At 74.6% G+C, this 24576-nt stretch carries 22 protein-coding genes and 1 pseudogene; 6 read left to right on the plus strand and 17 right to left on the minus strand.

From position 1 onward, the window contains the following. Positions 1 to 40: 40 nt before the first annotated feature. Positions 41 to 1420 carry a M18 family aminopeptidase gene (locus NHG27_RS07550; RefSeq protein ID WP_497015576.1) on the plus strand — a complete coding sequence of 460 codons (1380 nt, stop codon included), beginning with the start codon at positions 41 to 43 and terminating at the stop codon, positions 1418 to 1420. A 228-nt stretch (positions 1421 to 1648) separates the two neighbouring features. Then, on the plus strand, positions 1649 to 4309 hold the full coding sequence (locus NHG27_RS07555; protein ID WP_497015628.1) for a DEAD/DEAH box helicase: 2661 nt from the start codon (positions 1649 to 1651) through the stop codon (positions 4307 to 4309). Between the two features lie 31 nt (positions 4310 to 4340). On the opposite strand, the gene NHG27_RS07560 is transcribed toward NHG27_RS07555, so the two are convergent. The 11 genes and pseudogenes from NHG27_RS07560 to NHG27_RS07610 all read right to left on the minus strand — a co-directional run bounded on the left by NHG27_RS07560 (position 4341) and on the right by NHG27_RS07610 (position 12357). Continuing rightward, entirely contained in the window at positions 4341 to 4739 is a 399-nt protein-coding gene (locus NHG27_RS07560) for an Rv3654c family TadE-like protein (protein ID WP_497015577.1), read from the minus strand. Then, a complete protein-coding gene (locus NHG27_RS07565) occupies positions 4736 to 5053 on the minus strand; it encodes a TadE family type IV pilus minor pilin (RefSeq protein WP_321575172.1) in 318 nt (105 codons plus the stop codon). The genes NHG27_RS07560 and NHG27_RS07565 overlap by 4 nt, the downstream gene beginning before the upstream one ends. 91 nt (positions 5054 to 5144) lie before the next feature. Then, complete coding sequence (locus NHG27_RS07570) at positions 5145 to 5357, minus strand: DUF4244 domain-containing protein (protein WP_193718062.1); 213 nt, start codon at positions 5355 to 5357, stop codon at positions 5145 to 5147. Positions 5358 to 5532: 175 nt separating this feature from the next. After that, positions 5533 to 6012, minus strand: a complete 480-nt coding sequence (locus tag NHG27_RS07575; RefSeq protein WP_193718061.1) for a hypothetical protein — start codon at positions 6010 to 6012, stop codon at positions 5533 to 5535. A 261-nt stretch (positions 6013 to 6273) separates the two neighbouring features. Continuing rightward, positions 6274 to 7233: an alpha/beta fold hydrolase gene (locus NHG27_RS07580; RefSeq protein WP_497015581.1), complete on the minus strand. Its 960-nt coding sequence runs from the start codon at positions 7231 to 7233 to the stop codon at positions 6274 to 6276. Positions 7234 to 7420: 187 nt separating this feature from the next. Next, the gene (locus tag NHG27_RS07585; RefSeq protein ID WP_497015582.1) at positions 7421 to 8014 is read right to left on the minus strand and encodes a type II secretion system F family protein; all 594 of its coding nucleotides are present in this window, start codon (positions 8012 to 8014) and stop codon (positions 7421 to 7423) included. Beyond that, a complete protein-coding gene (locus tag NHG27_RS07590; RefSeq protein WP_497015584.1) occupies positions 8011 to 8670 on the minus strand; it encodes a hypothetical protein in 660 nt (219 codons plus the stop codon). The genes NHG27_RS07585 and NHG27_RS07590 overlap by 4 nt, the downstream gene beginning before the upstream one ends. After that, positions 8667 to 9824, minus strand: a complete 1158-nt coding sequence (locus NHG27_RS07595) for a TadA family conjugal transfer-associated ATPase (protein ID WP_193718059.1) — start codon at positions 9822 to 9824, stop codon at positions 8667 to 8669. The genes NHG27_RS07590 and NHG27_RS07595 overlap by 4 nt, the downstream gene beginning before the upstream one ends. Beyond that, positions 9821 to 10585, minus strand: a complete 765-nt coding sequence (gene ssd, locus NHG27_RS07600) for a septum site-determining protein Ssd (protein ID WP_193718058.1) — start codon at positions 10583 to 10585, stop codon at positions 9821 to 9823. The genes NHG27_RS07595 and ssd overlap by 4 nt, the downstream gene beginning before the upstream one ends. Before the next feature lie 154 nt (positions 10586 to 10739). Beyond that, a pseudogene (locus NHG27_RS07605) lies at positions 10740 to 11752 on the minus strand (NAD(P)/FAD-dependent oxidoreductase). Further along, the gene (locus tag NHG27_RS07610; protein ID WP_497015588.1) at positions 11686 to 12357 is read right to left on the minus strand and encodes a Crp/Fnr family transcriptional regulator; all 672 of its coding nucleotides are present in this window, start codon (positions 12355 to 12357) and stop codon (positions 11686 to 11688) included. The pseudogene NHG27_RS07605 and the gene NHG27_RS07610 overlap by 67 nt, the downstream one beginning before the upstream one ends. Before the next feature lie 167 nt (positions 12358 to 12524). Here NHG27_RS07610 and NHG27_RS07615 point away from each other — a divergent pair, with 167 nt between their 5' ends. Then, the gene (locus tag NHG27_RS07615; RefSeq protein WP_193721276.1) at positions 12525 to 13388 is read left to right on the plus strand and encodes an HAD family hydrolase; all 864 of its coding nucleotides are present in this window, start codon (positions 12525 to 12527) and stop codon (positions 13386 to 13388) included. A 313-nt stretch (positions 13389 to 13701) separates the two neighbouring features. Beyond that, on the plus strand, positions 13702 to 15111 hold the full coding sequence (locus NHG27_RS07620) for an NAD-dependent malic enzyme (RefSeq protein WP_193721275.1): 1410 nt from the start codon (positions 13702 to 13704) through the stop codon (positions 15109 to 15111). 112 nt (positions 15112 to 15223) lie between these two features. On the opposite strand, the gene NHG27_RS07625 is transcribed toward NHG27_RS07620, so the two are convergent. The 5 genes from NHG27_RS07625 to NHG27_RS07645 all read right to left on the minus strand — a co-directional run bounded on the left by NHG27_RS07625 (position 15224) and on the right by NHG27_RS07645 (position 20342). Beyond that, positions 15224 to 15886 carry an ABC transporter ATP-binding protein gene (locus NHG27_RS07625; protein ID WP_497015592.1) on the minus strand — a complete coding sequence of 221 codons (663 nt, stop codon included), beginning with the start codon at positions 15884 to 15886 and terminating at the stop codon, positions 15224 to 15226. Beyond that, positions 15886 to 16800, minus strand: a complete 915-nt coding sequence (locus NHG27_RS07630; protein ID WP_497015593.1) for an ATP-binding cassette domain-containing protein — start codon at positions 16798 to 16800, stop codon at positions 15886 to 15888. The genes NHG27_RS07625 and NHG27_RS07630 overlap by 1 nt, the downstream gene beginning before the upstream one ends. Continuing rightward, complete coding sequence (locus NHG27_RS07635; RefSeq protein WP_193721272.1) at positions 16797 to 17618, minus strand: ABC transporter permease; 822 nt, start codon at positions 17616 to 17618, stop codon at positions 16797 to 16799. The genes NHG27_RS07630 and NHG27_RS07635 overlap by 4 nt, the downstream gene beginning before the upstream one ends. After that, positions 17611 to 18564, minus strand: a complete 954-nt coding sequence (locus NHG27_RS07640) for an ABC transporter permease (protein ID WP_497015595.1) — start codon at positions 18562 to 18564, stop codon at positions 17611 to 17613. Before NHG27_RS07640 ends, NHG27_RS07635 begins: the two co-directional genes overlap by 8 nt. A 173-nt stretch (positions 18565 to 18737) precedes the next feature. Beyond that, positions 18738 to 20342: an ABC transporter substrate-binding protein gene (locus NHG27_RS07645; RefSeq protein WP_193721271.1), complete on the minus strand. Its 1605-nt coding sequence runs from the start codon at positions 20340 to 20342 to the stop codon at positions 18738 to 18740. A 365-nt stretch (positions 20343 to 20707) separates the two neighbouring features. Here NHG27_RS07645 and acs point away from each other — a divergent pair, with 365 nt between their 5' ends. Beyond that, positions 20708 to 22738 carry an acetate--CoA ligase gene (gene acs, locus NHG27_RS07650; protein ID WP_193721270.1) on the plus strand — a complete coding sequence of 677 codons (2031 nt, stop codon included), beginning with the start codon at positions 20708 to 20710 and terminating at the stop codon, positions 22736 to 22738. A 72-nt stretch (positions 22739 to 22810) separates the two neighbouring features. Here acs and NHG27_RS07655 read toward each other — a convergent pair whose 3' ends face one another. Continuing rightward, positions 22811 to 23665, minus strand: coding sequence for a hypothetical protein (locus tag NHG27_RS07655; RefSeq protein WP_497015597.1), 855 nt, complete (start codon positions 23663 to 23665; stop codon positions 22811 to 22813). Between the two features lie 194 nt (positions 23666 to 23859). On the opposite strand from NHG27_RS07655, the gene NHG27_RS07660 reads away from it, so the two are divergent. After that, positions 23860 to 24513 carry a GNAT family N-acetyltransferase gene (locus NHG27_RS07660; protein ID WP_497015598.1) on the plus strand — a complete coding sequence of 218 codons (654 nt, stop codon included), beginning with the start codon at positions 23860 to 23862 and terminating at the stop codon, positions 24511 to 24513. Positions 24514 to 24576 lie beyond the last annotated feature (63 nt).

Genomic DNA, 24576 nt, shown 5'->3' on the forward strand with positions numbered 1-24576 from the left:
ACGCTACTCCCCCACGCGCGGGCAGGCGGACAATGGACGCATGCCCGACGACGCAGCCCCCGCCCGCCCGACCGTCACCGCCGCCCGACAGGCCATCGCCGCCACCGTCCCGTCCGCCCAGGCGCGGGACCACGCCCAGGACCTCGCGCGGTTCGTCGAGTCCTCGCCCTCGTCGTTCCATGCGGCCCACGAGGTCGCCCGGCGCGCCGTCGAGGCAGGATTCACCCTGCTCGACGAGGCCGACGCCTGGCCGACCTCGACCGCGGAGGGGCGCTACGTCGTCGTGCGGGACGGCGCGGTCATCGCGTGGGCCACGCCCGCGGGGGCCGGTGCCACGACGCCCTTCGCGATCCTCGGCGCGCACACCGACTCCCCCGGCTTCAAGCTCAAGCCCAAGCCGACCACGGGCCGCGAGGGCTGGTGGCAGGCGGGCGTCGAGGTGTACGGCGGCCCCCTGCTCAACTCGTGGCTCGACCGCGAGCTCGAGCTCGCCGGGCGCCTCGTGACGCTCGACGGCCGCAGCCACCTGGTGCGCACCGGGCCCCTGCTGCGCATCCCCCAGCTCGCGATCCACCTCGACCGCGGCGCCAACGACGGCCTGACGCTCGACAAGCAGCGGCACACCCAGCCCGTGTGGGGACTCGGCGCCCTGGGCGCTCCCGACGCCGACCTGCTGGCGCTCCTCGCCGAGCACGCGGGCGTCCGGGCCGCTGAGGTCGGCGGGTACGACCTCGTCGTCGCCGACACGCAGGCCCCCCGGATCTTCGGCGCGCACGAGGAGCTGCTCGCCTCGGGGCGGCTCGACAACCTGCTGTCGGTGCACGCCGGGCTCACGGCGCTGCTCGACGTCGCGTCCGGTGGTGGCGCGACCACGGGCCAGGGCGGCGAGGCGCCCGTCGCGGTCCTCGCGGCGTTCGACCACGAGGAGATCGGCAGCGAGACGCGCTCGGGCGCGAGCGGGCCGTTCCTCGCCGACGTGCTGGCCCGGATCAGCGGCGGGTTCGGCGCGAGCGACGAGGACCGGCACCGCGCGCTCGCAGCGTCGCTGTGCGTGTCGAGCGACGTCGGGCACTCGGTCCACCCCAACTACCCCGAGCGCCACGACCCGGCCAACCGACCGATCGCGGGCGGCGGCCCCATCCTCAAGATCAACGCGAACCAGCGGTACGCGACCGACGCCCACGGCGCAGCGGCCTGGGCGGCGGCCTGTGCTGCCGCGGGGGTGCCGAGCCAGGAGTTCGTCTCGGAGAACACCGTGCCGTGCGGGTCGACGATCGGGCCGCTGACCGCGACCCGGCTCGGGATCCGGACGGTCGACGTGGGCGCGCCCATCCTCTCGATGCACTCGGCGCGCGAGCTCACGGCCGTCGCGGACCCGTACCACCTGTCGCGGGCGATCGCCGCGGTCTTCGCGGGCTGAGGCGCGCGGTGCCGAACCCGAGGTTGGTCAGGCACCCGCCACCGTTTGCCTGACCAACCTCGGGTTCGGCACGCGCGAGGACCAGGTGGGAGACTCGGAGGCGTGCCCAGACCGTCGCGAACCCCGGAACCGGACGACGCGTCGAACCACCCGTCGGACGGCTCGTCGACCGTCGGCCGCCCGGACGCGGGACCTGGCACACCCACCGTTCCGGACCGTCCCGGCGCCCTGCTCGACGTCCTGCTCGCGGGCGGCCGCCGCGCCGACCGGCTGACGCACGTCGAGCACCTGCCCGGGCGCCCCGGTCTGCACGCCGACTGGCCCCGCTGGGCCGACGCCTCGCTCGTCGCGGGCTACCGCTCGATGGGGGTCGAGCGGCCGTGGGCCCACCAGGTCGAGGCAGCCGAGGCAGCGTGGTCCGGCCGGCACGTCGCGCTCGCGACCTCGACCGGCTCCGGCAAGTCCCTGGCGTTCTGGCTCCCGGCACTCACCGCGGTGCGCGCCGACCGCGCGGCCGAGTCCCTGGCACCGGGCCGGATCGAGAGCGCCCGCTCGCGTGGCACGGTCCTCTACCTGAGCCCGACCAAGGCCCTCGCGGCCGACCAGGTCGACGGCCTCCAGCGACTCCTGGACGCGTCGCGCGCCAACGACGTCAAGATCTCGACGTGCGACGGCGACACCTCGTTCGAGGAACGCAAGTGGGTCCAGGAGTACGCCGACGTCGTGCTGACCAACCCCGACTTCCTGCACTTCGCGCTCATGCCCAACCACCGGCGCTGGGCGAGGTTCCTGCGCAACCTGCGCTACGTCGTCGTCGACGAGGGGCACTCCTACCGGGGCGTGTTCGGGGCGCACGTGGCCCTGGTGCTGCGGCGGCTCGCGCGGCTCGCGGCGCACTACGCGCCGACGCCACCTCCCGGGACGTCGGCCGCGGACGGCGCCCCCCGAAGCCGCCTCACGTTCGTCGTCGCGTCGGCCACCACGGCCGACCCCGCGGTCAGCGCCGGGCGCCTCGTCGGGGTCCCGCCCGAGCAGATCGTCACGGTCGACGCCGACACGAGCCCCGCGGGCCGCAAGACGTTCGCGCTCTGGCAGCCCCCCGAGGTCCTGGGCTACGAGGCCGCGCAGGCCCGCGCCGCAGCGGCCGACCCGGCCGCCGACGCGGCCCTCGCCGAGTCCCTGCTGATCGACCCCACGGCCCACGACGAGCTGGGCCTCACGAGCGACCCCGACGAGCCCGCCACCCCGGGCGACTCCCCCGAGCGACCACGACGGTCCGCGACGGCCGAGGTCGCGGACCTCCTGGCCGACCTCACGGCGGCCGGCGCCCGGACCCTCGCCTTCACGCGGTCGCGGCGCGGCGCCGAGTCCGTGGCGACCCAGACGCAGGACCACCTGCGCGTCGTCTCGCCGCAGCTCGCGCGCCGGGTCGCGGCCTACCGCGGCGGGTACCTGCCCGAGGAGCGCCGCGCGCTCGAGCAGGCCCTGCGCAGCGGCGCGGTCCGCGGCCTCGCGACGACCAACGCGCTCGAGCTCGGTGTCGACATCTCGGGCCTCGACGCGGTCCTCATCGCGGGCTGGCCGGGCACGCGCATGTCGGTCTGGCAGCAGGCGGGCCGCGCCGGGCGGGCGGGCGCCGACGGCCTGGTCGCGTTCGTCGCGCGCGAGGACCCTCTCGACACCTACCTGGTGCACCACCCCGAGGCGATCTTCGCGGCACCGCTCGAGGCCACGGTGTTCGACCCCGCCAACCCGTACGTCCTCGCGCCGCACCTGTGCGCGGCGGCCGCCGAGGTCCCGCTCCGGCAGGCGGACCTCACGACCTTCGGCGACCCCGCCGCGGTGACCGAGCTCCTGGGCGTTCTGGTCGCACGGGGCGCGCTGCGCCGTCGGGCGTCCGGGTGGTACTGGACCCACGCCCAGTCCGCCGCCGCGATGACGGACCTGCGCGGCTCGGGCGGCTCGCCCGTGCGCGTCGTGGAGTCGGGCACGGGGCGCCTGCTCGGCACGGTCGACGCGGCCTCGGCCGACGGCTCGGTCCACGACGGCGCGGTCTACGTGCACCAGGGCGTGAGCTACGTGGTGGAGACGCTCGACCTGCGCGACGGCGTCGCGCTCGTCGCGCGCCGCGACGTCGACTTCGGGACGTGGTCGCGGTCCGTCACGGAGATCTCGATCCACGGGATCTCCGACCGGGACACCGGCGAGGCCCCGGCGGCGGTCCCGGGAGAGGACCCGGGCGACGGCCCGACGGCGGAGCCCGCCCCGGGCGACGACCCGTCCGCCCCGCAGGGCTCGGCACCGAACGAGGTCACGCATCCCGCGATCCACCGGTGGTGGGGCCCGATCGGCTGGGGGTTCGGGCCCGTCGAGGTCACGAGCCAGGTCGTGAGCTTCCAGCGCCGGCGCCTGCCGGACCTGCAGATCCTGGGCGTCGAGCCGCTCGACCTGCCCGAGCACACCCTGCCGACGACCGCCGTGTGGTGGACGGTCCCGGCCGAGGTCCTCGAGGCCGCAGGGATCGACGCCGAGACGGCGCCGGGCGCGCTGCACGCGGCCGAGCACGCGTCGATCGGGCTGCTGCCGCTGCTCGCGACGTGCGACCGCTGGGACCTGGGCGGGGTGTCGACCGCGATGCACGTCGACACTGAGCAGGCCACGGTCTTCGTGTACGACGCGTACCCGGGCGGTGCGGGCTTCGCCGAGCGCGGGTTCCACCTGGGCGCGACGTGGCTGCGCGCGACCCGTGCCGCGATCTCGCGCTGCCCGTGCGCGGACGGCTGCCCCGCGTGCGTGCAGTCGCCCAAGTGCGGCAACTTCAACAACCCGCTCGACAAGGCCGCGGCGGTCCGGCTGCTCGACGCCGTGCTCGCGCACGCGCCTGCCTGACCGTTCGCACGCACTCGACGACCGCAGGTCGTCACCGCGCCGACGCCGGTCCTGCCCGTGCGGCAGCCCGCGCCGTCCCGAGCGCCCCGGCCCACCCCGTGGCCTCGCGCGTGACGTCGACCCGGACGACCCCGTCGCCCTGCTCGACGCACGCCACGACCTCGGCGCCGTTGCGGTCCGCGGTCTCCCGCGCCGTCGGGCACGCCTCCCACCCCCGCTGGAGGGCGGTGGCGGCGGCGAGCGCCGCGAGGTCAGCCGCTGCCTGAGCCTGCCCGCGAGCCGCCTGGGCCGAGGCGAGGGCGGCGAGGGCGAGCCCCAGCACGAGGGTGACCGCGACGAGGCCCAGCGCGAGCACGGTCCCCGAACCGCGCTCGCGCCCCGTCGCGGCGCGGCGAGGCCCACGCCGGTCGGCCGTCGCGCGCGGGCTCACGGCTCGGCCCAGGCGACCGCGGCGCCGCGGGCCTGGAGCGGCGAGCGCGAGAGCCAGCCGCCGACCACCGGCTTGGCGACCCGCACCTCGACCCAGGGGTCGCCGCGCGAGACGGTCACGGTGGCCTCGCTCCCGGCCACCTGCCCGACGACGGCGCGCACCGCCGCGTCGTCCTCGCCGATCGCGACGGCCCGGGCTCCCGCGCGGGCGGCGTCGGCCGCCTGGAGCTGCGCGTTCGCCGCGGCGGCGAGCGTGAGGACGGCCGCCAGGACGAGGACGACCGCGGGCATCGCGAGCGCGAGCTCGGCCGTCACGGTGCCGCGTTCACGGTCCCGCGACCCGTCCCAGGGGCGGCTGCCCGGTGCCCGGCCACGAGGCCGCCCCCGCGTCCTGGCGCCCGCCACGTCAGCCGACCGACAGGGCGCGCTGGATGATGCCGAGCAGCATCTCGCGCACCTCGCCGCTCCGCAGGATCGCGATGAGCAGCCCCGCGAACCCGACGGCGGCGATGGTCGCGACCGCGTACTCGGCGGTCGCGAGCCCTGCCTCGGGGTCCTCGCCGCGGGCGCGGGCGAGCAGCCCCGCTCCTGTCTCTCTCGCTCGGTGCATGACCGTCATGGGTGCCTCCTGGCTCTCGTGGCCCACCCGTCGCGGGCCGTGCTGTCCACTGTGGCGAGCCCGGCGCGGGGCGCGCTGGGCCGGAGACCGCCGCTGTGGAGCGTGGCGCTGGCGGATGCCCTGTGGACGGCCCGCCCAGTTGCCACCGCAAGTCGAAGGCACACGCTTCGAAGGACTACTCGGGACTGATCCACACGTTGTCGTTCTGGATGTTCGCGACGCGCCACAACCCGCCGGGCAGCTTGTCGACGGGCACCGCGATGCACACGTCGCCCGTCGACGTGCCATCCGCGTACAGAGTCCCTGCGTTGTAGAGCGCCCCGTTCGTGAAGCACATCGTGCCCGAGGTGACGTCGAAGCTGGTGCCGTCCGCTGCGACGTACTCGAACCAGACGTGCGCCCAGGCCGCGGCCCCCTCGTTCGCGAGGTCGATGCCCTGGCCTGCCAGGGCATCGGCGTCGACAGTGACGGAGAAGTTACCGATCAGGAACGCCTCGCCCGGGACGGGGCCCGGCAGATACTCGTTCTCGGCTGCGACGACGGCAGCACCGTCGGGATTGCTCGCATTGAGCTGGACCGTCCACGCGGACTCATCGCTGAGTCGGCGAGACTCTCCGATCGCGAGAGGGGCTTCCCTCGTGCCTGTCGACGGCACCGTCTCTTCGGGAGCCGGAGAGGGCTCGGGGCTGGTCGCCTCGGCAGACGCGCTGTGGCTCGGCGTCACCTCCGGCCCGCTCTCCGCGAAGCACGCAGTCAGAACGAGTGCCACGCCTGCACCGCCCACGACGGTGGCAAGTCGGGTACGCATAGGAACCCCTGACATCTATCACGAGCAAGCCTTGACATCCACGGTACTGCCGGGGGCCGTGCTCAGAGGGGTGAAAGTTCGACCCTGCCAGTGCGCCACGCAATTGCTCTAGGTCGCGTCCTGCCGTGCCAGCCAGCCGAGGATCGCCCGGTTCGTCTCCTCGGGCTTCTCCTGCTGGATCCAGTGCCCGCAGTCCAGGCTGACGACGTCCACCTGGGGCACGAGGTCCGCCAGCCGCTCCGATCTCGCGACCGCGTCCCGGTCGCCGTAGATCATGAGAGCGGGCTGGCGGACGAACGGGTCCACGCCCGCCAGCCGGTGCCAGTTGCGGTCCAGGTTCCTGTACCAGTTGATGCTGCCCGTGAACCCTGTCGACTCGAACGCGGACACGAAGACGGCCAGCTCGCCGTCGCTCATGACGGGCTCTCCGAGCGGGGTCTGCGCCCGGGCGAGGTTCATCATGGCCATGCCGGGCTGAGGCTCCGCGGCGGGCTCGTTCTTCCGGTACATGTTGCGCAGGAACTGGAACGTGTTGTCGTCGAGCACGGCGTCAGCGACGCCCGGCCGGCGGTTGAAGTGGACGAAGTAGAAGTCGCCGCCCAGCACGTCCTCCATGGCCTCGATCCACGGCCGCTCGCCGCGCTCCTGGTAGGGCAGGCTCAGGTTGACGATCCTGCTGACCCGGCCCGGGTGCAGCAGGGCCAGCCCCCAGACGACGTTGGCTCCCCAGTCGTGCCCGACGAAGGTGGCGTCCTCGTAGCCGTAGTGGTCGAGGAGCGCGACGAGGTCCCCCGTCAGGTGCTGGATGTCGTACGCCGTCACCTCGGTCGGACGGGACGACCTGCCGTATCCCCGCTGGTTGGGGACGATCACGTGGTAGCCCGCGCCGACGAGCGCGGGCACCTGGTGGCGCCAGGAGTAGGCGTGCTCCGGCCAGCCGTGGCAGAGCACGATCGGCTTGCCCGCGTTCTCCCGGCCTGCTTCGAAGACTTCGAGCTCGACACCGTTGACGGGCACCAGGGTGGGCTCGGGGAAGTCGGGGGTGGTGGGACTCGTCCGTGGGTTCATGCCGCCATGGTGCACACCGGAACAGGTCAACCCGTGGCCGGTTCTCCGGCGTCCCACCCGCACGGTCGCGCCCTGTGGGCGGCCGCCGCCCTCCGGGTGCCGGGGCGGACCATGGAGATCGGCACACCGCTGGGCAGCGCTCCCGCGTGGGCCGCAGCCGCCGGTCTCGCACCTGCTCGACGACGGCTCAGCCGCCGAGCACCCCGCCGCCCAGGGACAGCAGCACGGGAAGCAGCCCGATCAGCAGGAACGCCGGGAGGAAGCACACCCCGAGCGGCAGCACGAGGTGGACGGCGAGACGGGCCGCGGCCTGGCGCGCGAGCGCCTGCTGGTCGGCGCGCAGCTGCTCCCCAGCCGCTCGCAGCGACTCCCCCGGCGCAGCGCCCTGCTCCCACGCGAGACCCAGCGCAGACCGCACCACGGCGAGCCGGGCCGGCGCCCCTGCCCACGCCTCGGTCCAGCCTGCCCCGAGCACGACCGCCGCCCCCGCACGGTGGAGCGCGGCGCCGTCGGGCCCTCCGACGGCGCGACCGACGGCCTCGAGCGCGCGCGGCACGCTCGCCCCCGCGCGCACCGCCGCGCCGAGGAGCTCGAGCAGGACCCCGATCTCCACCTGTCCCGCGGGTCCCGTCGCAGGGCCCGACGGCGCCGCCCGCCGCGTGAGGTCGGCGAGCCGCGCGCGGACCCCGGCCCGCGCGCCCCACCACGGGCTCGACGCGAGCAGGCTCCCGCACGCGACGGCCGCGACCACGGCCCAGTCGACGGTCCGAGCGATCGTCACGGCGGTGCCCCTGCTGCTCGGGCCCGCGTCACGAGGCGCCCGGACCACCGTCGACCGATCAGCAGCAGCACCCCGCCGACGAGCAGCCCGGCCGAGCCGGCACCACCGCCGAGCGCGGTCGCGACCGGGTCCACCCCCAGCGCCGCGCCGAGCAGCACCCCCACGAGCGGCAGCCACAGGAGCACGCGGGCCGTCGCCGCAGGACCGGCGAGGGAGGCCTCACGGTCCGCCCGTGCCTCGGACTCGGCCGCGAGCGCGTGCGCGATCGACTCCAGCACGGTGCCGAGCGGCGCCCCGACGTCGGAGGCTAAGCGGCTCGCGGCCACGACGGCCGCGACCTGCCCGTCCGCCTCGGTGGACCCGCGAGCGCCCACGACCGCGAGGAGGTCGCCGCGGTCCGGCACGCCCTGCGGGTCGACCCTGATCCCCGCGGCGGACACCCATGCGGCACCGGGCGCCGCCCCCGCGCGCAGCAGCGAGGCGACGTGCGCGACGACCAGGCGCACGGAGGTGGGCGCGGCCGACCGGCGCCGCACGGGCCACCGGCCTCCCGCGGGGCCCCGGCCCGCACGGCCGCCCACGACCTCCGCCGCGCCCCGGCCGCCGGGCGCCACCGCGAGCCACACCGCGCACGCGACCAGCAGGCCGACGCTCACGCCCCACCCCACCGGTCCACGAACGCGTCCCACCCGGTGCCGTAGACGGGTTCGCGCACGCCGTCCCACGTCGCGACGGGGTCGACCACGAGCTCCCCGCGCGCATCACGCCGCACGACGCCGATCTCGGCGAGGTGCCGTACGCGCGCGGCGCGGCGCAGGTGCAGCACGACGTCGAGCGCGCCTGCGGCCTGTGCTGCGACCGCCTCCCGGGGCATCCCGGCCAGGGCGGCGAGCGCCTCCAGCCGGGCGGGGACCACGGCCGCCGCGTTGGCGTGGATCGTGGCCAGCCCGCCGTCGTGCCCGGTGTTGAGCGCCATGAGGACCTCGCGGACCTCGGCACCCCGGCACTCGCCCAGGACGATCCGGTCCGGGCGCATGCGCAGCGCGTTGCGGACGAGGTCCGCGAGGTCGACGGCCCCGGCGCCCTCGACGTTGGCCCGCCGGGCCGTGAGGGGGACGACGTGCGGGTGGTCGGGGACGAGCTCGCGGGCCTCCTCGACGCACACGATGCGTTCGTGCCCGGGGACCAGCGACAGGAGGGCTGCGAGCAGGGTCGTCTTTCCCGTCCCGGTCCCCCCTGAGACGAGCATGTTCGCGCGCTGCGCGACCAGCCGCCGCAGCACGGGGGCCCACGGAGGCGGCAGGCCGCCCGCGTCGACGAGCTCGTCGAGCGTGAAGGCCCTCGACCGGAGCACCCGCAGCGAGATCACGGCCCCGGACTCGCACACGGGCGCGATCGCGGCGTGCAGCCGGGTGCCGTCGGGGAGGCGGGCGTCGACGAGCGGGCTCGCGTCGTCGAGCCGTTGCCCGCCCGCGGCGGCCAGCCGGACGGCGAGCGCGCGCACCTGGGCGGGGCTGCCCAGGTGCACGGGGGCGTGCTCGAGCCCCGCGCCGCGGTCGACCCAGACCTCGGCGGGCGAGTTGACCAGGACGTCGGTGACCTCGGGGTCCTCGAGCAGCGGTTGGAGCGGCCCGGCACCGTAGAGCTCTGCGCGGGCGCGCCGCGTCAGGTCGGCGAGCGCCTCGCTGCCGAGCACCCGTCCCGACCCGCGCAGCGCCGCACGGAGCTGCGTGTCGTCGGCCGGTGCGCCGCCGACGAGCCGACCGCGCACCTCGGCGAGGAGCGCGTCGTCGAGCCCGTCGCCGCTCATGCGACGGCCCGCCCGCCCGGTGCACCACCGACCGCGGCCGCCAGCTCGGCCCCGGCCCGCCCGAGGGGGCGCCGGGCACGGACGTCGGGGCCCTCGCCTCGTTCGACGCGCGCCGCGAGGGTGCGGTCCCACGGGACCACCGCCGCGAGCGGCAGCCCGACGGCGTCGCTCACCTCCCACGGGTCGAGGCGCCCGGGGGCCGGGCGCCGCGCCACGAGACGCAGGGCCCGCCCGGCCCCCAGCCGGGCTGCGAGGTCCGCGGTCGCGACGGCGCCGGCGACCGAGGGGAGGTCGAGCGGTGTCACCAGGAGGAGCGTGTCGCACGCACCGACGAGCGCCGCCTGCTCGGTGCCGCCGGCACCGGCCCGCTCGAGGACGGACCGGGGCAGGTCGAGGACCAGGACGTCGCACGCGTCGGCCAGGGCCGAGCACACGTCGAGGACCACGCCGTCGTCGAGGAGCACCGGGTCGGTGCGACGAGCGCCGAGGACGGGCACGTGGCGCCAGGCCGGGAGGAGGTCGGCCAGGGCGCGGCCGTCGACGGCGCCTCGCGCGTCCCGCAGGTCGGACCAGCGCGGGCCGTCCCGGTGGTCGACGCCCAGCAGCACGTCGTTCCCGCCGCCCCGGGTCTCGAGGTCCACGAGGACCACGCGTCGCCCGGACCGGCGCAGCCCGTCCGCGAGCGCCGCGGCCGCCGTGCTCGTCCCTGCCCCGCCTCGTGCGCCGACCGCGCCCACCACGGCTGCCACTGCCCTGCCCATGTCGTCCCCCTCTCGCGGGCCCGCACCGGGCCGGGTCCATCCTGGGGCGAGACGGACGCGCGTGGGGGCTGCGCCGTCGGGCCTGTGGACCACCCGCGACGGACCGCTCCTGTGGACGGCCTCCCGCCTTGCCGGACCAGCGGCGGGCGGGAGGTCAGAGCGCCAGGTACTGGTGGGCGAACGCGACGGCCATCCCACCCTCGCCGACCCCGGCCGCGACCCGCTTGACCGAGCCCGAGCGCACGTCCCCGACCGCGAACACCCCGGGCGTGCTCGTCTCGAGGGCGAAGGGGCGCCGGTCGGCCGCCCACTGCGGCGCGGCGGCCGCGTCCGCGCCCGTGAGGACGAACCCGTGCCCGTCGCGCGCCACCTGCGGCGGCAGCCAGCCCGTGACGGCGTCGGCGCCGATCATGACGAACACGACGGGCAGGTCGCGGCGGGACGTGGTCCCGGTCGCGGAGTCGAGCACGTCGAGCGTCTCGAGCGCCCCGTCGCCGTGGAGCCCGGCGATCTGGTGGCGCGTCTCGACCCGGATGCCCGGGTTCGCCGCGATCTGGTCGATCAGGTACCGCGACATGCTCGCCCCCAGCGACTCGCCGCGCACGAGCATCGTGACCGACCGTGCGTGCCGCGAGAAGAAGATCGCGGCCTGCCCGGCCGAGTTCCCGCGCCCACGATGCAGACGTCCTGCCCCTGCGCGAGCGCCGCGTCGCTGCGCGCGGCCCCGTAGTACAGGCCGTTGCCCAGGAAGCGGTCGGCCGACGCGAGCGCGAGCGAGCGCCACTCGACGCCCGTCGCGACGACCACGACGGGCGCCCGCAGGGTGTCGCCGCCGTCGAGCACGACCAGGTGCCCGCCCGGCTCGATCGCGCGGACCGTGCGCGTGACGACGATCTCCGCCCCGAGGCGGCGCGCCTGCGTCAGGGCGCGGCTCGCGAGGTCGTCGCCCGAGATGCCGTACGGGAAGCCCGTGTAGTTCTCGATCCGGGTCGACGTCCCGGCCTGCCCACCCGGGGCCAGGCTCTCGACGACGAGCGTGCGCAACCCCTCCGCGGCCGCGTTGACGGCGGCCGTGAGTCCTGCGGGGCCGGCCCCCAGGATCACGACGTCGTACTCGGCCTGCGCCGGGTCGACGGCGAGCCCCACCGCGCGGGCGACGTCACGCATCGCGGGGTTCGTGAGCCGGGTCCCGTCCCGCACCTCGAGGACGGGGTGCGCTCCGCCGTCGGGCTCGTCGCCGGAGCGGTCACGACCCGGTCGAACGGGACGTGGTTGCGCGTCAGGAACGTCGCGAGGTCCCGGACCCCGGCGTCGAGCCGGGGCCCGAGCACGCGCGCCTCCGCGACGGGCTTCTCGGACGCGTGCGCCTGGAGCGCGTCGAGGTAGGAGCGCGCGAGCCCTGCGACGTGGTCGGGCACCGAGGGGGCCATGGCCGCGAGCGTGTAGAACACGGGAGCCTCGAGCTTGATGACGCGCGACGCCTCGGTCGCGCGGCCGCTCGCGGGGAACGCCGTGCTGAGCGTCATGGGGACCTCGCCGAAGAACATGCCGGGCGTGCGCACCCCGATCACGCGCTCGTCGCCGTTGACGACCTTCGTGATCTCCGCGCGCCCCTCGATCACGACGAAGAACGCCCGCTCGTCGCCCTCGTGCGCGAAGTACTCCCCGGGCAGGAGGTGGATGTCCTCGACCGCACCCACGAGGAACTCGAGCGGCTCACGCGGCAACGGCTCGAACATCCCGACACGGCGGAGCTCGTCGAGCGTGATCATGCGCGCCTCCAGCGGCCAGGTCCTCGCGGTGGCCGGCGTCGCGGCCGCGGTGCCGTCCTCCGGCGAACGTACCGCGACCCGGCGCTCTCGACACCCGCTCGCGGGGGCACGTCCGAGAACCGGGACATACCACCCCGCCGACGACGCGTTGCGGCTAGGCTCGCCGGGTGACCCATCTCCAGGACTCACCGCAGCCCGGCCACCGCCCCGCCACCGGCGCCCGCGAGGGGCGCCCGCGGAAGGTCGCGGCGTTCTTCGACCTGGACAAGACGATCATCGCGACGTCGTCGACCGCGGCGTTCTCCAAGCCGTTCTACGCGGGCGGGCTCATCAGCCGCGGCGACGTGCTGCGCAGCGCGTACGCGCACTTCCTCTACATGGTGGGCGGCGCCGACGCGGACCAGACCGAGCGCATGCGCTCGCACCTGAGCGCCCTGGTGACGGGCTGGGACGTGCGGACCGTCTCGCAGATCGTCGAGGAGACGCTGCACGAGTACATCGACCCGGTCGTGTACGCCGAGGCGGTCGAGCTCATCGTGAGCCACCACGACCGGGGGCACGACGTCGTGATCGTCTCGGCCTCGGGGTCGGAGGTCGTCGAGCCCATCGCCGCCGTGCTGGGCGCGGACCACTACGTCGCGACGCGCATGGAGATCGTCGAGGGCCGGTACACGGGCGACATCGACTTCTACGCGTACGGGGAGAACAAGGCCGTCGCGATCCGCGAGCTCGCTGAGACCCACGGCTACGACCTCGACGCGTCCTACGCGTACTCGGACTCGATCACCGACGCGCCCATGCTCGGGGCCGTCGGGCACGGTTTCGCGGTCAACCCGGACCGGACGCTGCGGCGTCTCGCGGGAGAGAGCGGCTGGGGCACGCTCACGTTCACGCGGCCGGTCACGCTGCGCACCCAGCTCTCGCCGCCGCGGACCGCCGCGGTCGTGGGCGGCGCCGTGGTGCTCGCGGTCGTGGGCTGGCTCGTGTGGCGGGCGGCGCGCAGGCGCTCGGGCGGGGGCACGGACCGCTAGCCGTTCGAAGGCGCGGGGTCCCCGTTGTCCGGCTCCTCCCGGCTCGGGATCGAACACCGCGTGGAGGTTCGCCCGCGCGCCCGCCGGGCCCTTGCGCGACGGCTGGGACGGGAGTATCACTGAGGAACAACAGCATCAGGGGCGGGCGGAACCCACGCGCGAGAAGTCCACGCATAGGACTGGCTGACCGGGCTTGACCCGTTGCAGCACTACCCTCGCAGCACGCTTGTTAGCCCCCGCCCCGCTGGCGAGCACGGCGTCCCTCCGGGGGCGCCGTTCCCGTGCCGGGACGGTGCCGCATACCCTGATCCCCATGACCTCAGCGCCGAGCGTTTCCTCGTCCATCACCGTCCGCCTCCAGGTCGAGGCCAGGCCGACGGCGGTCAGCGAGCTCACGACCGCGATCGAGCAGACGGGCGGGATCGTGTCGGCCCTCGACGTCACGGCGTCGGGGCACGAGCGGATCAGCGTGGACGTGACGGTCGCGACGCGCGGCGAGTCGCACGCGGCGGAGATCGTCGAGGCCCTGCGCGTGCTGCACGGGGTCGCGGTCGACAGGGTCTCGGACCGGACGTTCCTCCTGCACCTGGGCGGCAAGCTCCAGATCGAGTCCAAGGTCCCGATCCGCAACCGTGACGACCTGTCGATGATCTACACGCCGGGCGTCGCGCGGGTGTGCGAGGCGATCGCGGCCCGCCCCGAGGACGCGCGTCGGCTGACGATCAAGCGCAACACGATCGCGGTCGTCACGGACGGGTCGGCGGTCCTGGGCCTGGGCGACATCGGCCCGCTCGCGTCGCTGCCCGTCATGGAGGGCAAGGCCGCGCTCTTCAAGCGCTTCGCGGACATCGACGCGTTCCCCATCGCGCTCGACACGCAGGACGTCGACGAGATCGTGCGCACGGTCAAGGCCGTCGCGCCGGTCTTCGCGGGGATCAACCTCGAGGACATCTCGGCCCCGCGCTGCTTCGAGATCGAGCGGAGGCTCCGCGCCGAGCTCGACATCCCGGTGTTCCACGACGACCAGCACGGCACCGCGATCGTCGCGCTCGCGGCGCTGACGAACGCGCTCAAGGTCGTGGGCAAGGACCTGGCCGAGGTGCGGATCGTGCTGTCGGGCGCCGGGGCCGCGGGGACGGCGGTCCTCAAGCTGCTCCTGGCCGCGGGCGCGCACGACGTCGTGGTGGCCGACGTCGACGGCGTCATCCACCCCGACCGCCCGGGCCTGTCCCCCGCGCTCGCCTGGACCGCGATCAGCACCAACCCCCGGCACGTGAGCGGGACGCTCGTCGAGGCCCTCGCGGGGGCCGACGTGTTCATCGGGGTCTCCGCGCCGGGCATCCTCACGGGCGACGACGTCGCGACCATGGCCCCCGACTCGATCGTGTTCGCGATGGCCAACCCCGAGCCCGAGGTGGACCCGGTCGACGCCGCGCAGCACGCCGCGATCGTGGGCACGGGCCGCAGCGACTTCGCGAACCAGATCAACAACGTGCTCGCCTTCCCCGGCGTCTTCCGCGGCCTGCTCGACGCGCAGTCGCACAAGATCACCGACACCATGCTGCTCGCCGCGGCCCGCGCGCTCGCCTCGACGATCCACGAGGACCAGCTCAACCCGACGTACATCGTCCCGAGCGTGTTCAACCCCGAGGTCACGACGGTCGTCGCGGCCGCGGTCGAGGCCGCGGCCCGTGCGGAGGAGGCCGCCTCGCCCGTCGTGTGAGCGACGCCCGGCCCGGCTGGACCTCGCGCCGCGGCGACGTGCCCGACGACGCCGCGCACCGCCGTCGGGCACCTCGCCCCCGGCACGTGCGCACCTCGCCCGGGCCGACAGGTCAGTGCCCCGCCGGTTCCCTCCGCAGGTCCGCGAGCGCGCTGACCTGCGAGCAGCACGCCGCGAGCAGCTCCTCGTCGTGGCTGATGAGCAGGACCCCCACGCCCTGAGCGGCGGCCTCGGCCTCGACGAGGCGCACGAGCGTCGCGGTCGTCGCGGCGTCGAGCATCGCGGTCGCCTCGTCGCAGATCAGGTAGCGCGGCCCCTGCGCGAGGGCCCGGGCCAGGCAGGCCCGCTGGAGCTGGCCGTCGGAGACCTGGTACGGCCGACGCGTGAGCAGGTCGGGGGTCAGCCCCACGCGCGCCGCGACACCCTCGACGTCGACCGGGCGGCGCGCGACCTCGGCGGGCTGCGCGATGATCGAGCGCAACGACAGGCGCGGGTCGGTCGAGGCCCGCGGCGACTGGAACAGCATCGCCACGGAACCCCGCAGCTCCCGCTGCACCGCGAACCTCGTGCCCGTCGCGACCTGGTCGTCGACGCTCACGCTCCCGGCGCGGGGTGGGTCGAGCAGCGCCAGGACCCGGGCGAGCGTCGTCTTGCCCGTGCCCGAGGGGCCGGAGAGCCCCACGATCGTGCCCGCCGGGACGCTGATCGACACGTCGGTCAGGACAGGCGGCCTGCGTCGGTAGCCCGCGACCACGCCGTGCGCCGCGAGGCTCATCAGGCCACCTCGTCGCGCAGCGTGCGGTACGAGCGGTCGCCGACCTGGACCAGGGCCGTCGGTCCGCCCGACTGCCGGGTCTCGGGGCGGCGCAGGTGGTACACGCAGTCGTCCGGCAGGTCGGTGAGCTGCGGCGGCAGCCCCGGCAACGGGTGCATCCCCCGCGAGGGCAGCGCGCCCAGGAGGTCGCGCGTGTAGTCGTGCCACGGGTCGTCGAACACCTCGGCCGCCGGACCCGTCTCCATGAGGCGCGAGGCGTACATGACGGCGAGCCGGTCGGCCACGCCCGTGCGGACCAGGGACGCGAGGTCGTGCGTGATGAGCAGGACCGCCGCGCCGTCGTCGGCGCACTCGCGCAGCAGCCCCAGGATCCTGTCGGTCAGGGCACGGTCGAGGCTCGCGGTGGGCTCGTCCGCGACGATGACCGAGGGGTCGCCCGCGAGCGCCCCCGCGACGGCCACACGCTGGGCCATGCCGCCCGAGAGCTCGTGCGGGTAGCAGGCCAGGGCCGAGGGGTCGAGGCCCACACGCACCGCGAGGTCGTCGCTCGTGCGCTCCGAGCCGAGGGCTGCGATGGTCTCGTCGAGCTGGGAGCGCGCGGTGCGCACGGGTGTCAGGTGCGTGGCCGCCGACTGCGGGACGAGGGCCGCGTGCCGCCCCCGGAAGGGCTCCCCCGAGAACACGTCGACGACCCCCTGCGCGGTCGTGACCGTGATGGTCCCGGTCCGCCACGCACCCGCCGGGAGCTGGTCCATGACCGCGGAGGCCAGGATCGACTTGCCGCAGCCCGACTCGCCCACGAGGGCCGTGACGGTACCCCGCGGGACGTCGAGGCTCACGTCGCTCGCGGCGTGGACCACCGACCCGCCGGGCAGGGGCAGGCGCACGGTCAGGTTCTCGACGCGCAGGCTCACAGTCTCAGCTCCGAAGGTTGGGGTGGGGTGATGACCTTGCGCAGGGCCTGTCCCGCGAACGCCACCGCGAGGGTGACGACCACGAGCACGGCCGCGGGGAACACGAGCGTCCACCACCCGCCCAGGAGCAGCGAGCTGCGTGCCTCCTCGAGCAGCGTGCCGAGGCTCGGTTCGTGCGGGGGCAGCCCGAAGCCCAGGAAGGACAGCGTCGACTCGTGCCACACCGCGTGCGGCAGGAGCAGCACCACCGCGATCAGGGCCTGCGGCGCGGTCGCCGGGACGAGGTGGCGCACCGCGACCTGCCGGCGGCTCGCGCCCGCGAGCACCGCCGCGTCGACGAACGGGCGCTGCCGCAGGCTCAGGATCTCCGAGCGCACGATCCGCGCGACCTGCGTCCAGTGGGTCAGCGCGATCGACAGGACGATCGCGACGAGGCTGCCGCGGAACATCGCCACGATCACGATCCCGAGCAGCAGGTGCGGCAGCGCGTTGACCGCGTCGGTGCTGCGCATGATGACGCGGTCCGGCCAGCCGCCCCAGAACCCGGCCGCCGTCCCGACCACGACCCCGATCACGGTCGCGAGCAGCGCGCACAGGAGCGCCACGAGGAGCGAGGTCCGGATGCCCGACGCGATGCGCACGAACAGGTCGCGGCCCGCGGAGTCGGTGCCGAACAGGTGCTCGCCCGACGGCGCGAGACGAGCCTGCGAGAAGTCCGTGACGCGGTCGTCGACCCCCGCGAGCCACGGGACCAGGACCGCGTAGAGCACCACGACCGCCAGGACCGACCCGGCGACCAGCAACCGACGCCTAGCCATCGGTGCTGACCCGGGGATCGATGAGGGCCACGACCACGTCGGCGAGGAGCGACCCGATCATGACCACGAGGGTCGTCCCGATCGTCAGGAACGCCAGGAGCGCCATGTCCAGGTCGCGGGCCGAGGTCACGATCGCCCCGGCCACACCCGGCCAGCTGAAGACCTCCTCGACCAGGACCGCCCCGACGACCAGCTCGGGCAGCCGCACCCCGACGACGTTGACGAACGGCGCGAGCGACGTCGGCACGATGTGACGGCGCGTGACGACCTGCGTCGGGACGCCTCGCGAGACGGCCCCCGCCACGAAGTCCTCGCCCTTCGACGTCACGACCGACTCGCGCACAGCGAGCAGGAGCCACGGCACCTGCGAGATCGCGAGGACCACGACCGGCAGGACCAGGTGGCGCAGCACGCCCCCGACCGTCGGGTCCGAGCCTGCGTCCGAGAGCCCCGCAGCGGGCAGCCACCCCAGCGTGAGCGCGAAGACCGCGATCGCGGCGAGCGACAGGACGAACGGTGGCAACCCCTGCACCACCACGCACAGCGCAGTGACCCTCCGGTCGAGGATCCCGCCGCTGCGCACGCCCGCGGTGATACCCAGCAGCAGGGCGATCACGACCGCGAGCGCCAGCGCGGACCCCGCGAGCAGCAGCGTCCACGGCAGACGCTCGGCGACGACCTGCGCCACGGGCTGGTTGAACGATCGCGACAGGCCCAGGTTCCCGCCGAACAGGTCCTGGACCCACCCCCCGTACGTCGAGTACCAGGGCTGCTCGAACCCCAGCTGCTCCGAGATGATCGCCTTGTCGGCCTCGCTCGTGGTCATGTACCGGGTGCCGAGGTACCCGACCAGGGGGTCGAACGGCGAGTACCTCGCCGCCGCGAACAGCCCGGCCGAGACGGCGGCCAGGACCGGCACGACGAAGAGGAGGCGGCGACCCACCATGCGCCAGACGTCACGGTGGCGCCCACGTCGCAGGTCCCGCACCGAGGGTGCGTCGCCCTCCGGGGGGCGGGAGGCGCCGTCGGGCACCGTGCCGGACCGGCCGGGCTCGGCGGGCCCACCCCCTGGCCCGTTCCGGGGGGCCGGGCGCTCCCCGCGCCCCGCCTGGACCGTGGTCACCGGTCCCGCGTCCAGGACTGCAGCGACCACCACGGGCCCCAGGTCACCCCGTGCGCGTGCGGTTCGAGGACCTGGCCGGACATGTCCCACCCCGCGTCCTTCGAGACGTACGTGTGGTCGAGGAAGACCAGGTACACGTATCCCGGGTCCTTGACGTACGCGTCCTGGACCTCACGGTAGGCCGCGTCGCGCTCGGCCTGGTCGAGGCTGCGGCGCCCGACCTCGAGCGCGGCGTCGACCGTGGCGTTCTGGTAGTCGCTCGCGTTGTCGTAGACGCTGCCGACGTCCGGCTGGACGAACACCGAGCTCAGGGCACCGTAGGCCTGGGTGTCGGGGTCGAACGGCTCGTCGCCGCCGCCCAGGAGGGTCGAGTCGGTGTTGATGCGCGGGTCGATCCGGTCCCAGGACAGCGCCTCGAGGTTCACCTCGACGCCCACCGCGAGCGCGTCCGACGCGAACGCCTGGGCGAGGTCGCGACGGACGGTGTCGACCGAGTTGTACATGAGAGCGATCTGCGCGCGCTGCCCGTCCTTGACGCGGATGCCGTCCGCGCCCTCGACCCAGCCTGCGTCCGTGAGGATCTGCTCGGCCCGGGCCGGGTCGTGCTCGAACACCGCGTCCGGCTCGTACGCGTCGCCGTAGACCTCGGGGAACGGGGTCGCCGCCACGCGGCCGTGCCCGCCCAGGACGTTGTCGATCATCGATCGCCGGTCCGCTGCCAGGTTGAGCGCCATGCGCACCGCCGGGTCCCCCGAGACCGGGTTGTCCGTGGGGAGCGAGAGGCCGCGCCAGTCGGCCGAGGTGTGCGCGGTGACGGTCGTGCCGTCCTTGCCCTCGAACGTGTTCGCGAGCAGGGGCGGCAGGTTGGTTCCGTCGATCTCCCCCGAGGCCATGCGCTGCGCGCGCGAGTTGTCGTCGGGGACGTAGAGCAGGGTGAGCCTCTTGACCTCGGGTGCGCCGTCCCAGTAGTCCTCGTTGGCCTCGAGGACCGCACGGTCCGGGGACAGGTCGACGAGCGTGTAGGGGCCCGTGCCGACCGGCTCGGTGTTGAGGGGGGACTCGGCAGCGAGGCCCGGGGTAGCGACGGCCTCCGACGGGACGATGCCGATGAGCATCTTCGTCAGGAGCGGCGCGTAGGAGTACGCGAGACGGAGCTCGACCGTGTCGTCGCCGGTCTGGACGACCTCCTCGATCATGTCGAACGACGAGCGCGCCTCCGACGCGGACGCCGGGTCGAGGATCGCCTCGTACGTCGCCACGACGTCCTCGGGGCCGAGGGTGCTCCCGTCGGAGAACGTCACGCCCGGTCGGAGCGTCACGGTCCACACGGTCGCGTCCTCGTTCGCCGTGGGCAGCTCGGCGGCGAGCGCGGGCTCGAACCCCGGCATCCCCTCGCCTCCGGTCAGTCGGACCAGGCCGTCGTACATCTTGGCCTCGCCCGCGGCCCCGAAGCCCGCGACGGGGTTGTACCCGCCCAGCTCGTAGCCGTCCGCGAGGACGATGCCGTCGGTGCTGTCGGCCCCCGCGGCGCTCCCGCCGCCGGTACTCCCTCCGGGGGCGGTGCACGAGGCGAGGACCAGCGCGCCGCTCAGGGCGATCACCGGGAGGACAGGACGTACTGCTCGAGATCGCGCCACGACGTTCCCTTCGCAGCGCGCGCGACGTCGCGCGCGCCTGGTCAGTACTTCGGGTTGCTCCCATCGTCACACCGTTGCGACCGTGTCGCATGAGGACCTCGTGCGCGCGCGACGGCTCGTGGGCTTTTGTCAGCACCTTCTCCCATTTCGGAAGACAGTGACGCGGGTCACCCGATCGGGTCTAGACTCGGCCCGGTCGGGGCAGGACAGGCCCCGTCGCTCGACGTGTCTCGCCCCCTCCCGGCCTCCTCGCAACCGGCCGGAGGGACCCCACGTCACGAGCCCCGCACCAGAGTCGATGCGCACCGGAGGTAAGAGTGCCTGAGAATGTGACCACCACCGAGACCAGGGTCGACGGGCAGGCCGGGTCCCCGGGTCTGGAGAACCTCCTCCACGAGGAGCGCAGCTTCCCGCCCAGCCCCGAGTTCGCCGCCCAGGCCAACGCCCAGCCGGCGCTGTACGACGAGGCCAGGGCCGACCGTCTCGCGTTCTGGGCACGCCAGGCCACCGAGCTCGTGTCGTGGAGGACGCCCTTCACCGAGACGCTCGACTGGTCGAACGCGCCCGTCGCGCGCTGGTTCGGCGACGGCACGCTCAACGCGGCCTACAACGCGGTGGACCGCCACGTCGAGGCCGGCAACGGCGACCGCGTCGCGATCCACTTCGAGGGCGAGCCCGGCGACACGCGCACCGTCACGTACGCGGACCTGCAGCGCGAGGTCTCGCGCGCGGCCAACGCGCTGAACGCGCTCGGCGTGACCACGGGCGACCGCGTCGTCATCTACCTGCCCATGGTCGTCGAGGCCGTCGTCGCCATGCTGGCCTGCGCCCGCATCGGCGCCCCGCACTCGGTCGTGTTCGGCGGCTTCTCGGCCGACGCGCTGCGCAGCCGCATCGCGGACGCCGAGGCCAAGGTTGTCATCACGGCGGACGGCGGCTACCGCCGCGGGTCCGCGTCGGCGCTCAAGCCCGCTGTCGACGAGGCCCTCGCCCCCAAGGAGGGCGCCGCGCCCACCACGGTCGAGCACGTCCTGGTGGTGCGCCGCACCGAGCAGGACGTCGAGTGGACGCAGGGACGCGACGTCTGGTGGCACGACGCCCTCGAGGCGGCCGACGTCCAGCACACCCCCGTGTGGGTCGAGGCCGAGCACCCGCTGTTCATCCTCTACACGTCCGGCACCACCGGGAAGCCCAAGGGCATCCTGCACACGACCGGCGGCTACCTGACGCAGGCCGCGTACACGCACAAGAACGTGTTCGACCTCAAGGCCGAGTCCGACGTCTACTGGTGCACCGCGGACATCGGCTGGGTCACGGGCCACTCCTACGTGACCTACGGCCCGCTGCTCAACGGCGCGACCCAGGTCATCTACGAGGGCACCCCCGACTCCCCTCACCAGGGCCGCTGGTGGGAGATCATCGAGAAGTACAAGGTCTCGATCTTCTACACCGCGCCCACCGCGATCCGCGCCTGCATGAAGTGGGGCGAGGAGATCCCGAACAAGTTCGACCTCACGAGCCTGCGGGTCCTGGGATCGGTCGGCGAGTCCATCAACCCCGAGGCGTGGATGTGGTACCGCCGCGTCATCGGTGGCGACAAGGCCCCGATCGTCGACACGTGGTGGCAGACGGAGACGGGCGCGATCATGATCTCGCCGCTGCCGGGCGTCACCGCGACCAAGCCGGGCTCGGCCCAGGTCCCGCTGCCGGGCATCGTCGCGGACGTCGTCGACGACAACGCGCAGCCGGTCCCGAACGGTGGCGGCGGCTACCTGGTCCTGTCCGAGCCGTGGCCGTCCATGCTGCGCGGCATCTGGGGAGACCTCGAGCGCTTCAAGGACACGTACTGGTCACGCTTCCCCGGCATCTACTTCGCGGGCGACGGTGCCAAGAAGGACGAGGACGGCGACATCTGGCTGCTCGGCCGCGTCGACGACGTCATGAACGTCTCGGGCCACCGCCTGTCGACCACGGAGATCGAGTCCGCCCTCGTCTCGAACCCGCTCGTCGCGGAGGCCGCGGTCGTGGGCGCCACGGACGAGCTCACGGGGCAGGCGGTCGTCGCGTTCGTCATCCTGCGCGGCGAGCACGCCGCCCGAGCGGCGGACCCGGACGGAGCCGCGGCCGTCGAGCTCGAGCTGCGCAACCACGTGGCCAAGGAGATCGGGCCCATCGCGAAGCCCCGCAAGATCCTCGTGGTGCCCGAGCTGCCCAAGACGCGGTCGGGCAAGATCATGCGGCGCCTGCTGCGCGACGTCGCCGAGAACCGCACGGTCGGGGACGCGACGACGCTCGCGGACTCGTCGGTCATGACGCTCATCGCGTCGGGCCTCGCGAAGCCGGCGGGCTCGGAGGACTGACCCCGGGTGCCGAACCCGAGGTCGGTCAGGCAACTGCCCCTTGTCGCCTGACCGACCTCGGGTTCGGAACGCTCACGCCGGCTCGGCCGTCGCGTCCGTCGACGGCCCGACGCCGTCGCTCGCCTCCCCGGCCTCGGCCGCCTCGTTCGCGGGGCTCGTCGCGAGGACCACGCAGCCCGCGAGCGCGACGAGCGCCGCGACGACGACCGCCGGGTCCCATCCCGAGCGGATCGTGTCGCCCAGCACCGCGATGCCGACGGCCCCGGGCACCACGACCTCGATCACCGAGAGGATCGCGGCGTTCGTCCCCACCTTGCCCCGTTCGAGCGAGCGCAGGTAGGCGAGCGCGCCCACGACCCCGAACAGCACGATCGCGATCGCGAGCGGCTGCAGGACCGTGTCCCAGAGGTCGCCCGAGGCGTGCGCGCCGCGCGCCGCGACGGCCGCCCCCGAGTAGCCGAGCGCGCCGATCACCGCGAGCAGCACGGGCGTCCCGGCCTTGTAGAGGACCAGCGCGACGACCGCGAGCCCCACGGCCACCCCGATGAGGACGGGCGTGAACCAGTCGGGCGGCACGGGCGCGGGCTGCTCGCCGCCCGCGATCCCCAGGACCACGAGGGCGGCCACGATCGCGGCCATCGCGGCGACGTCGATCCGCCGCATGGGCACCGACAGGAACACCCTCGCGAGCAGGACCGTCACGACGAGCGAGCTCGCGAGCACGGCCTGGACCACGAACAGCGGCAGGTGGTCGAGGGCGACGAGCGAGAACAGCCACGAGACCAGGTCGACCATGAACGCGAGGATCACGAGGGGCTGGAGCACGACCGCGAGGCCCCGCGCGCGGCGGGCCGCGACGGCCTGCATGACGGTGCTGACGCCGTAGCCGACCGCTGCGGTCACGGCGGCGAGCAGGCTGAGGAACACGGGGCCTCCTGTGGGGTCGTGCCCAGTCTCCCCGGCAGGGGCCCGCGCCGCGCGGCGACCCGCTCGCGGCCGCACCCGGCAGACGCACGCCCCGCGCCGTCGGCGCGACACGGTGCCGGGCTCGCGTCCGTCCGGACACAGGGAGAACCCCTGCCGTTCACGGGGTCGAAACGCACCGTGGCTAGCGTGACGGCATGCGGATCGAACCCCTCACCTTCCCGGCGCCCGGCGGTGGCGCGCTCCTCTCCTCGTCCCCGCGCGGCGGGACCGCGGTCCGGCCAGGACGCCAGGGTGGCTCCGGCCGGCCCGGCCCGCCGACCGCACCGTCGACGGGGCTCTCGCTCCTCGACAGCCTCGTGGCGCGGACCACGGACCTGTCGTGCCTCGCGGCCGTGCTGGTCGACTGCGTGCAGGGCGGCGCGAGCGTCGGCTGGGTCAAGGCGCCGACCACGGAGCAGGCGACGGCGTGGTGGTCGGCGTTCCTCGCGGACCCGGACCACCGCACGTGGGTCGGGCGGGACGACGCGGGCCGGATCGTCGCGACGGCGTCGCTCGCCCTGACCCCGCAGGCCAACGGTGCGCACCGCGCCCAGGTGGTCAAGGTCCTCGTGCACCGGGAGGCGCGCGGGAACCGGTTCGCGCCGGGGCTCATGGTCGCGATCGAGCGCTACGCGCGCGCCGAGGGACTCACCCTGCTGACGCTCGACACCGAGACGGGCAGCCTCGCGGAGTCGCTGTACCGCCGCTGGGGCTGGTCCGAGGTCGGGGCCGTCCCGGGGTACGCGAAGGTCGCGGGCGGTGCGCTCGTGTCGACGACGATCTTCTACAAGCAGCTCGGCGGGCGCTGAGAGCCCGTGCCAGGACCGTCGGCCCACAGCCGCTCGCGCGTCCCGGCACCACCTGCGTCAGGA

It is taken from the genome of Oerskovia sp. 140933, from assembly GCF_059651515.1.

Excerpts from the sequence above, each read along its gene's own strand:
- NHG27_RS07660 (WP_497015598.1), top strand. The coding sequence starts at position 23,860 with ATGCGGATCGAACCCCTCACCTTCCCGGCGCCCGGCGGTGGCGCGCTC.
- NHG27_RS07610 (WP_497015588.1), bottom strand. The coding sequence starts at position 12,357 with ATGATCACGCTCGACGAGCTCCGCCGTGTCGGGATGTTCGAGCCGTTG.
- NHG27_RS07595 (WP_193718059.1), bottom strand. The coding sequence starts at position 9,824 with ATGAGCGGCGACGGGCTCGACGACGCGCTCCTCGCCGAGGTGCGCGGT.
- NHG27_RS07625 (WP_497015592.1), bottom strand. The coding sequence starts at position 15,886 with ATGAGCCTCGCGGCGCACGGCGTGGTCGCGGGCTACCGACGCAGGCCG.
- NHG27_RS07620 (WP_193721275.1), top strand. The coding sequence starts at position 13,702 with ATGACCTCAGCGCCGAGCGTTTCCTCGTCCATCACCGTCCGCCTCCAG.
- NHG27_RS07570 (WP_193718062.1), bottom strand. The coding sequence starts at position 5,357 with ATGACGGTCATGCACCGAGCGAGAGAGACAGGAGCGGGGCTGCTCGCC.
- NHG27_RS07580 (WP_497015581.1), bottom strand. The coding sequence starts at position 7,233 with ATGAACCCACGGACGAGTCCCACCACCCCCGACTTCCCCGAGCCCACC.
- NHG27_RS07635 (WP_193721272.1), bottom strand. The coding sequence starts at position 17,618 with ATGGCTAGGCGTCGGTTGCTGGTCGCCGGGTCGGTCCTGGCGGTCGTG.
- NHG27_RS07640 (WP_497015595.1), bottom strand. The coding sequence starts at position 18,564 with ATGGTGGGTCGCCGCCTCCTCTTCGTCGTGCCGGTCCTGGCCGCCGTC.
- NHG27_RS07550 (WP_497015576.1), top strand. The coding sequence starts at position 41 with ATGCCCGACGACGCAGCCCCCGCCCGCCCGACCGTCACCGCCGCCCGA.
- ssd (WP_193718058.1), bottom strand. The coding sequence starts at position 10,585 with ATGGGCAGGGCAGTGGCAGCCGTGGTGGGCGCGGTCGGCGCACGAGGC.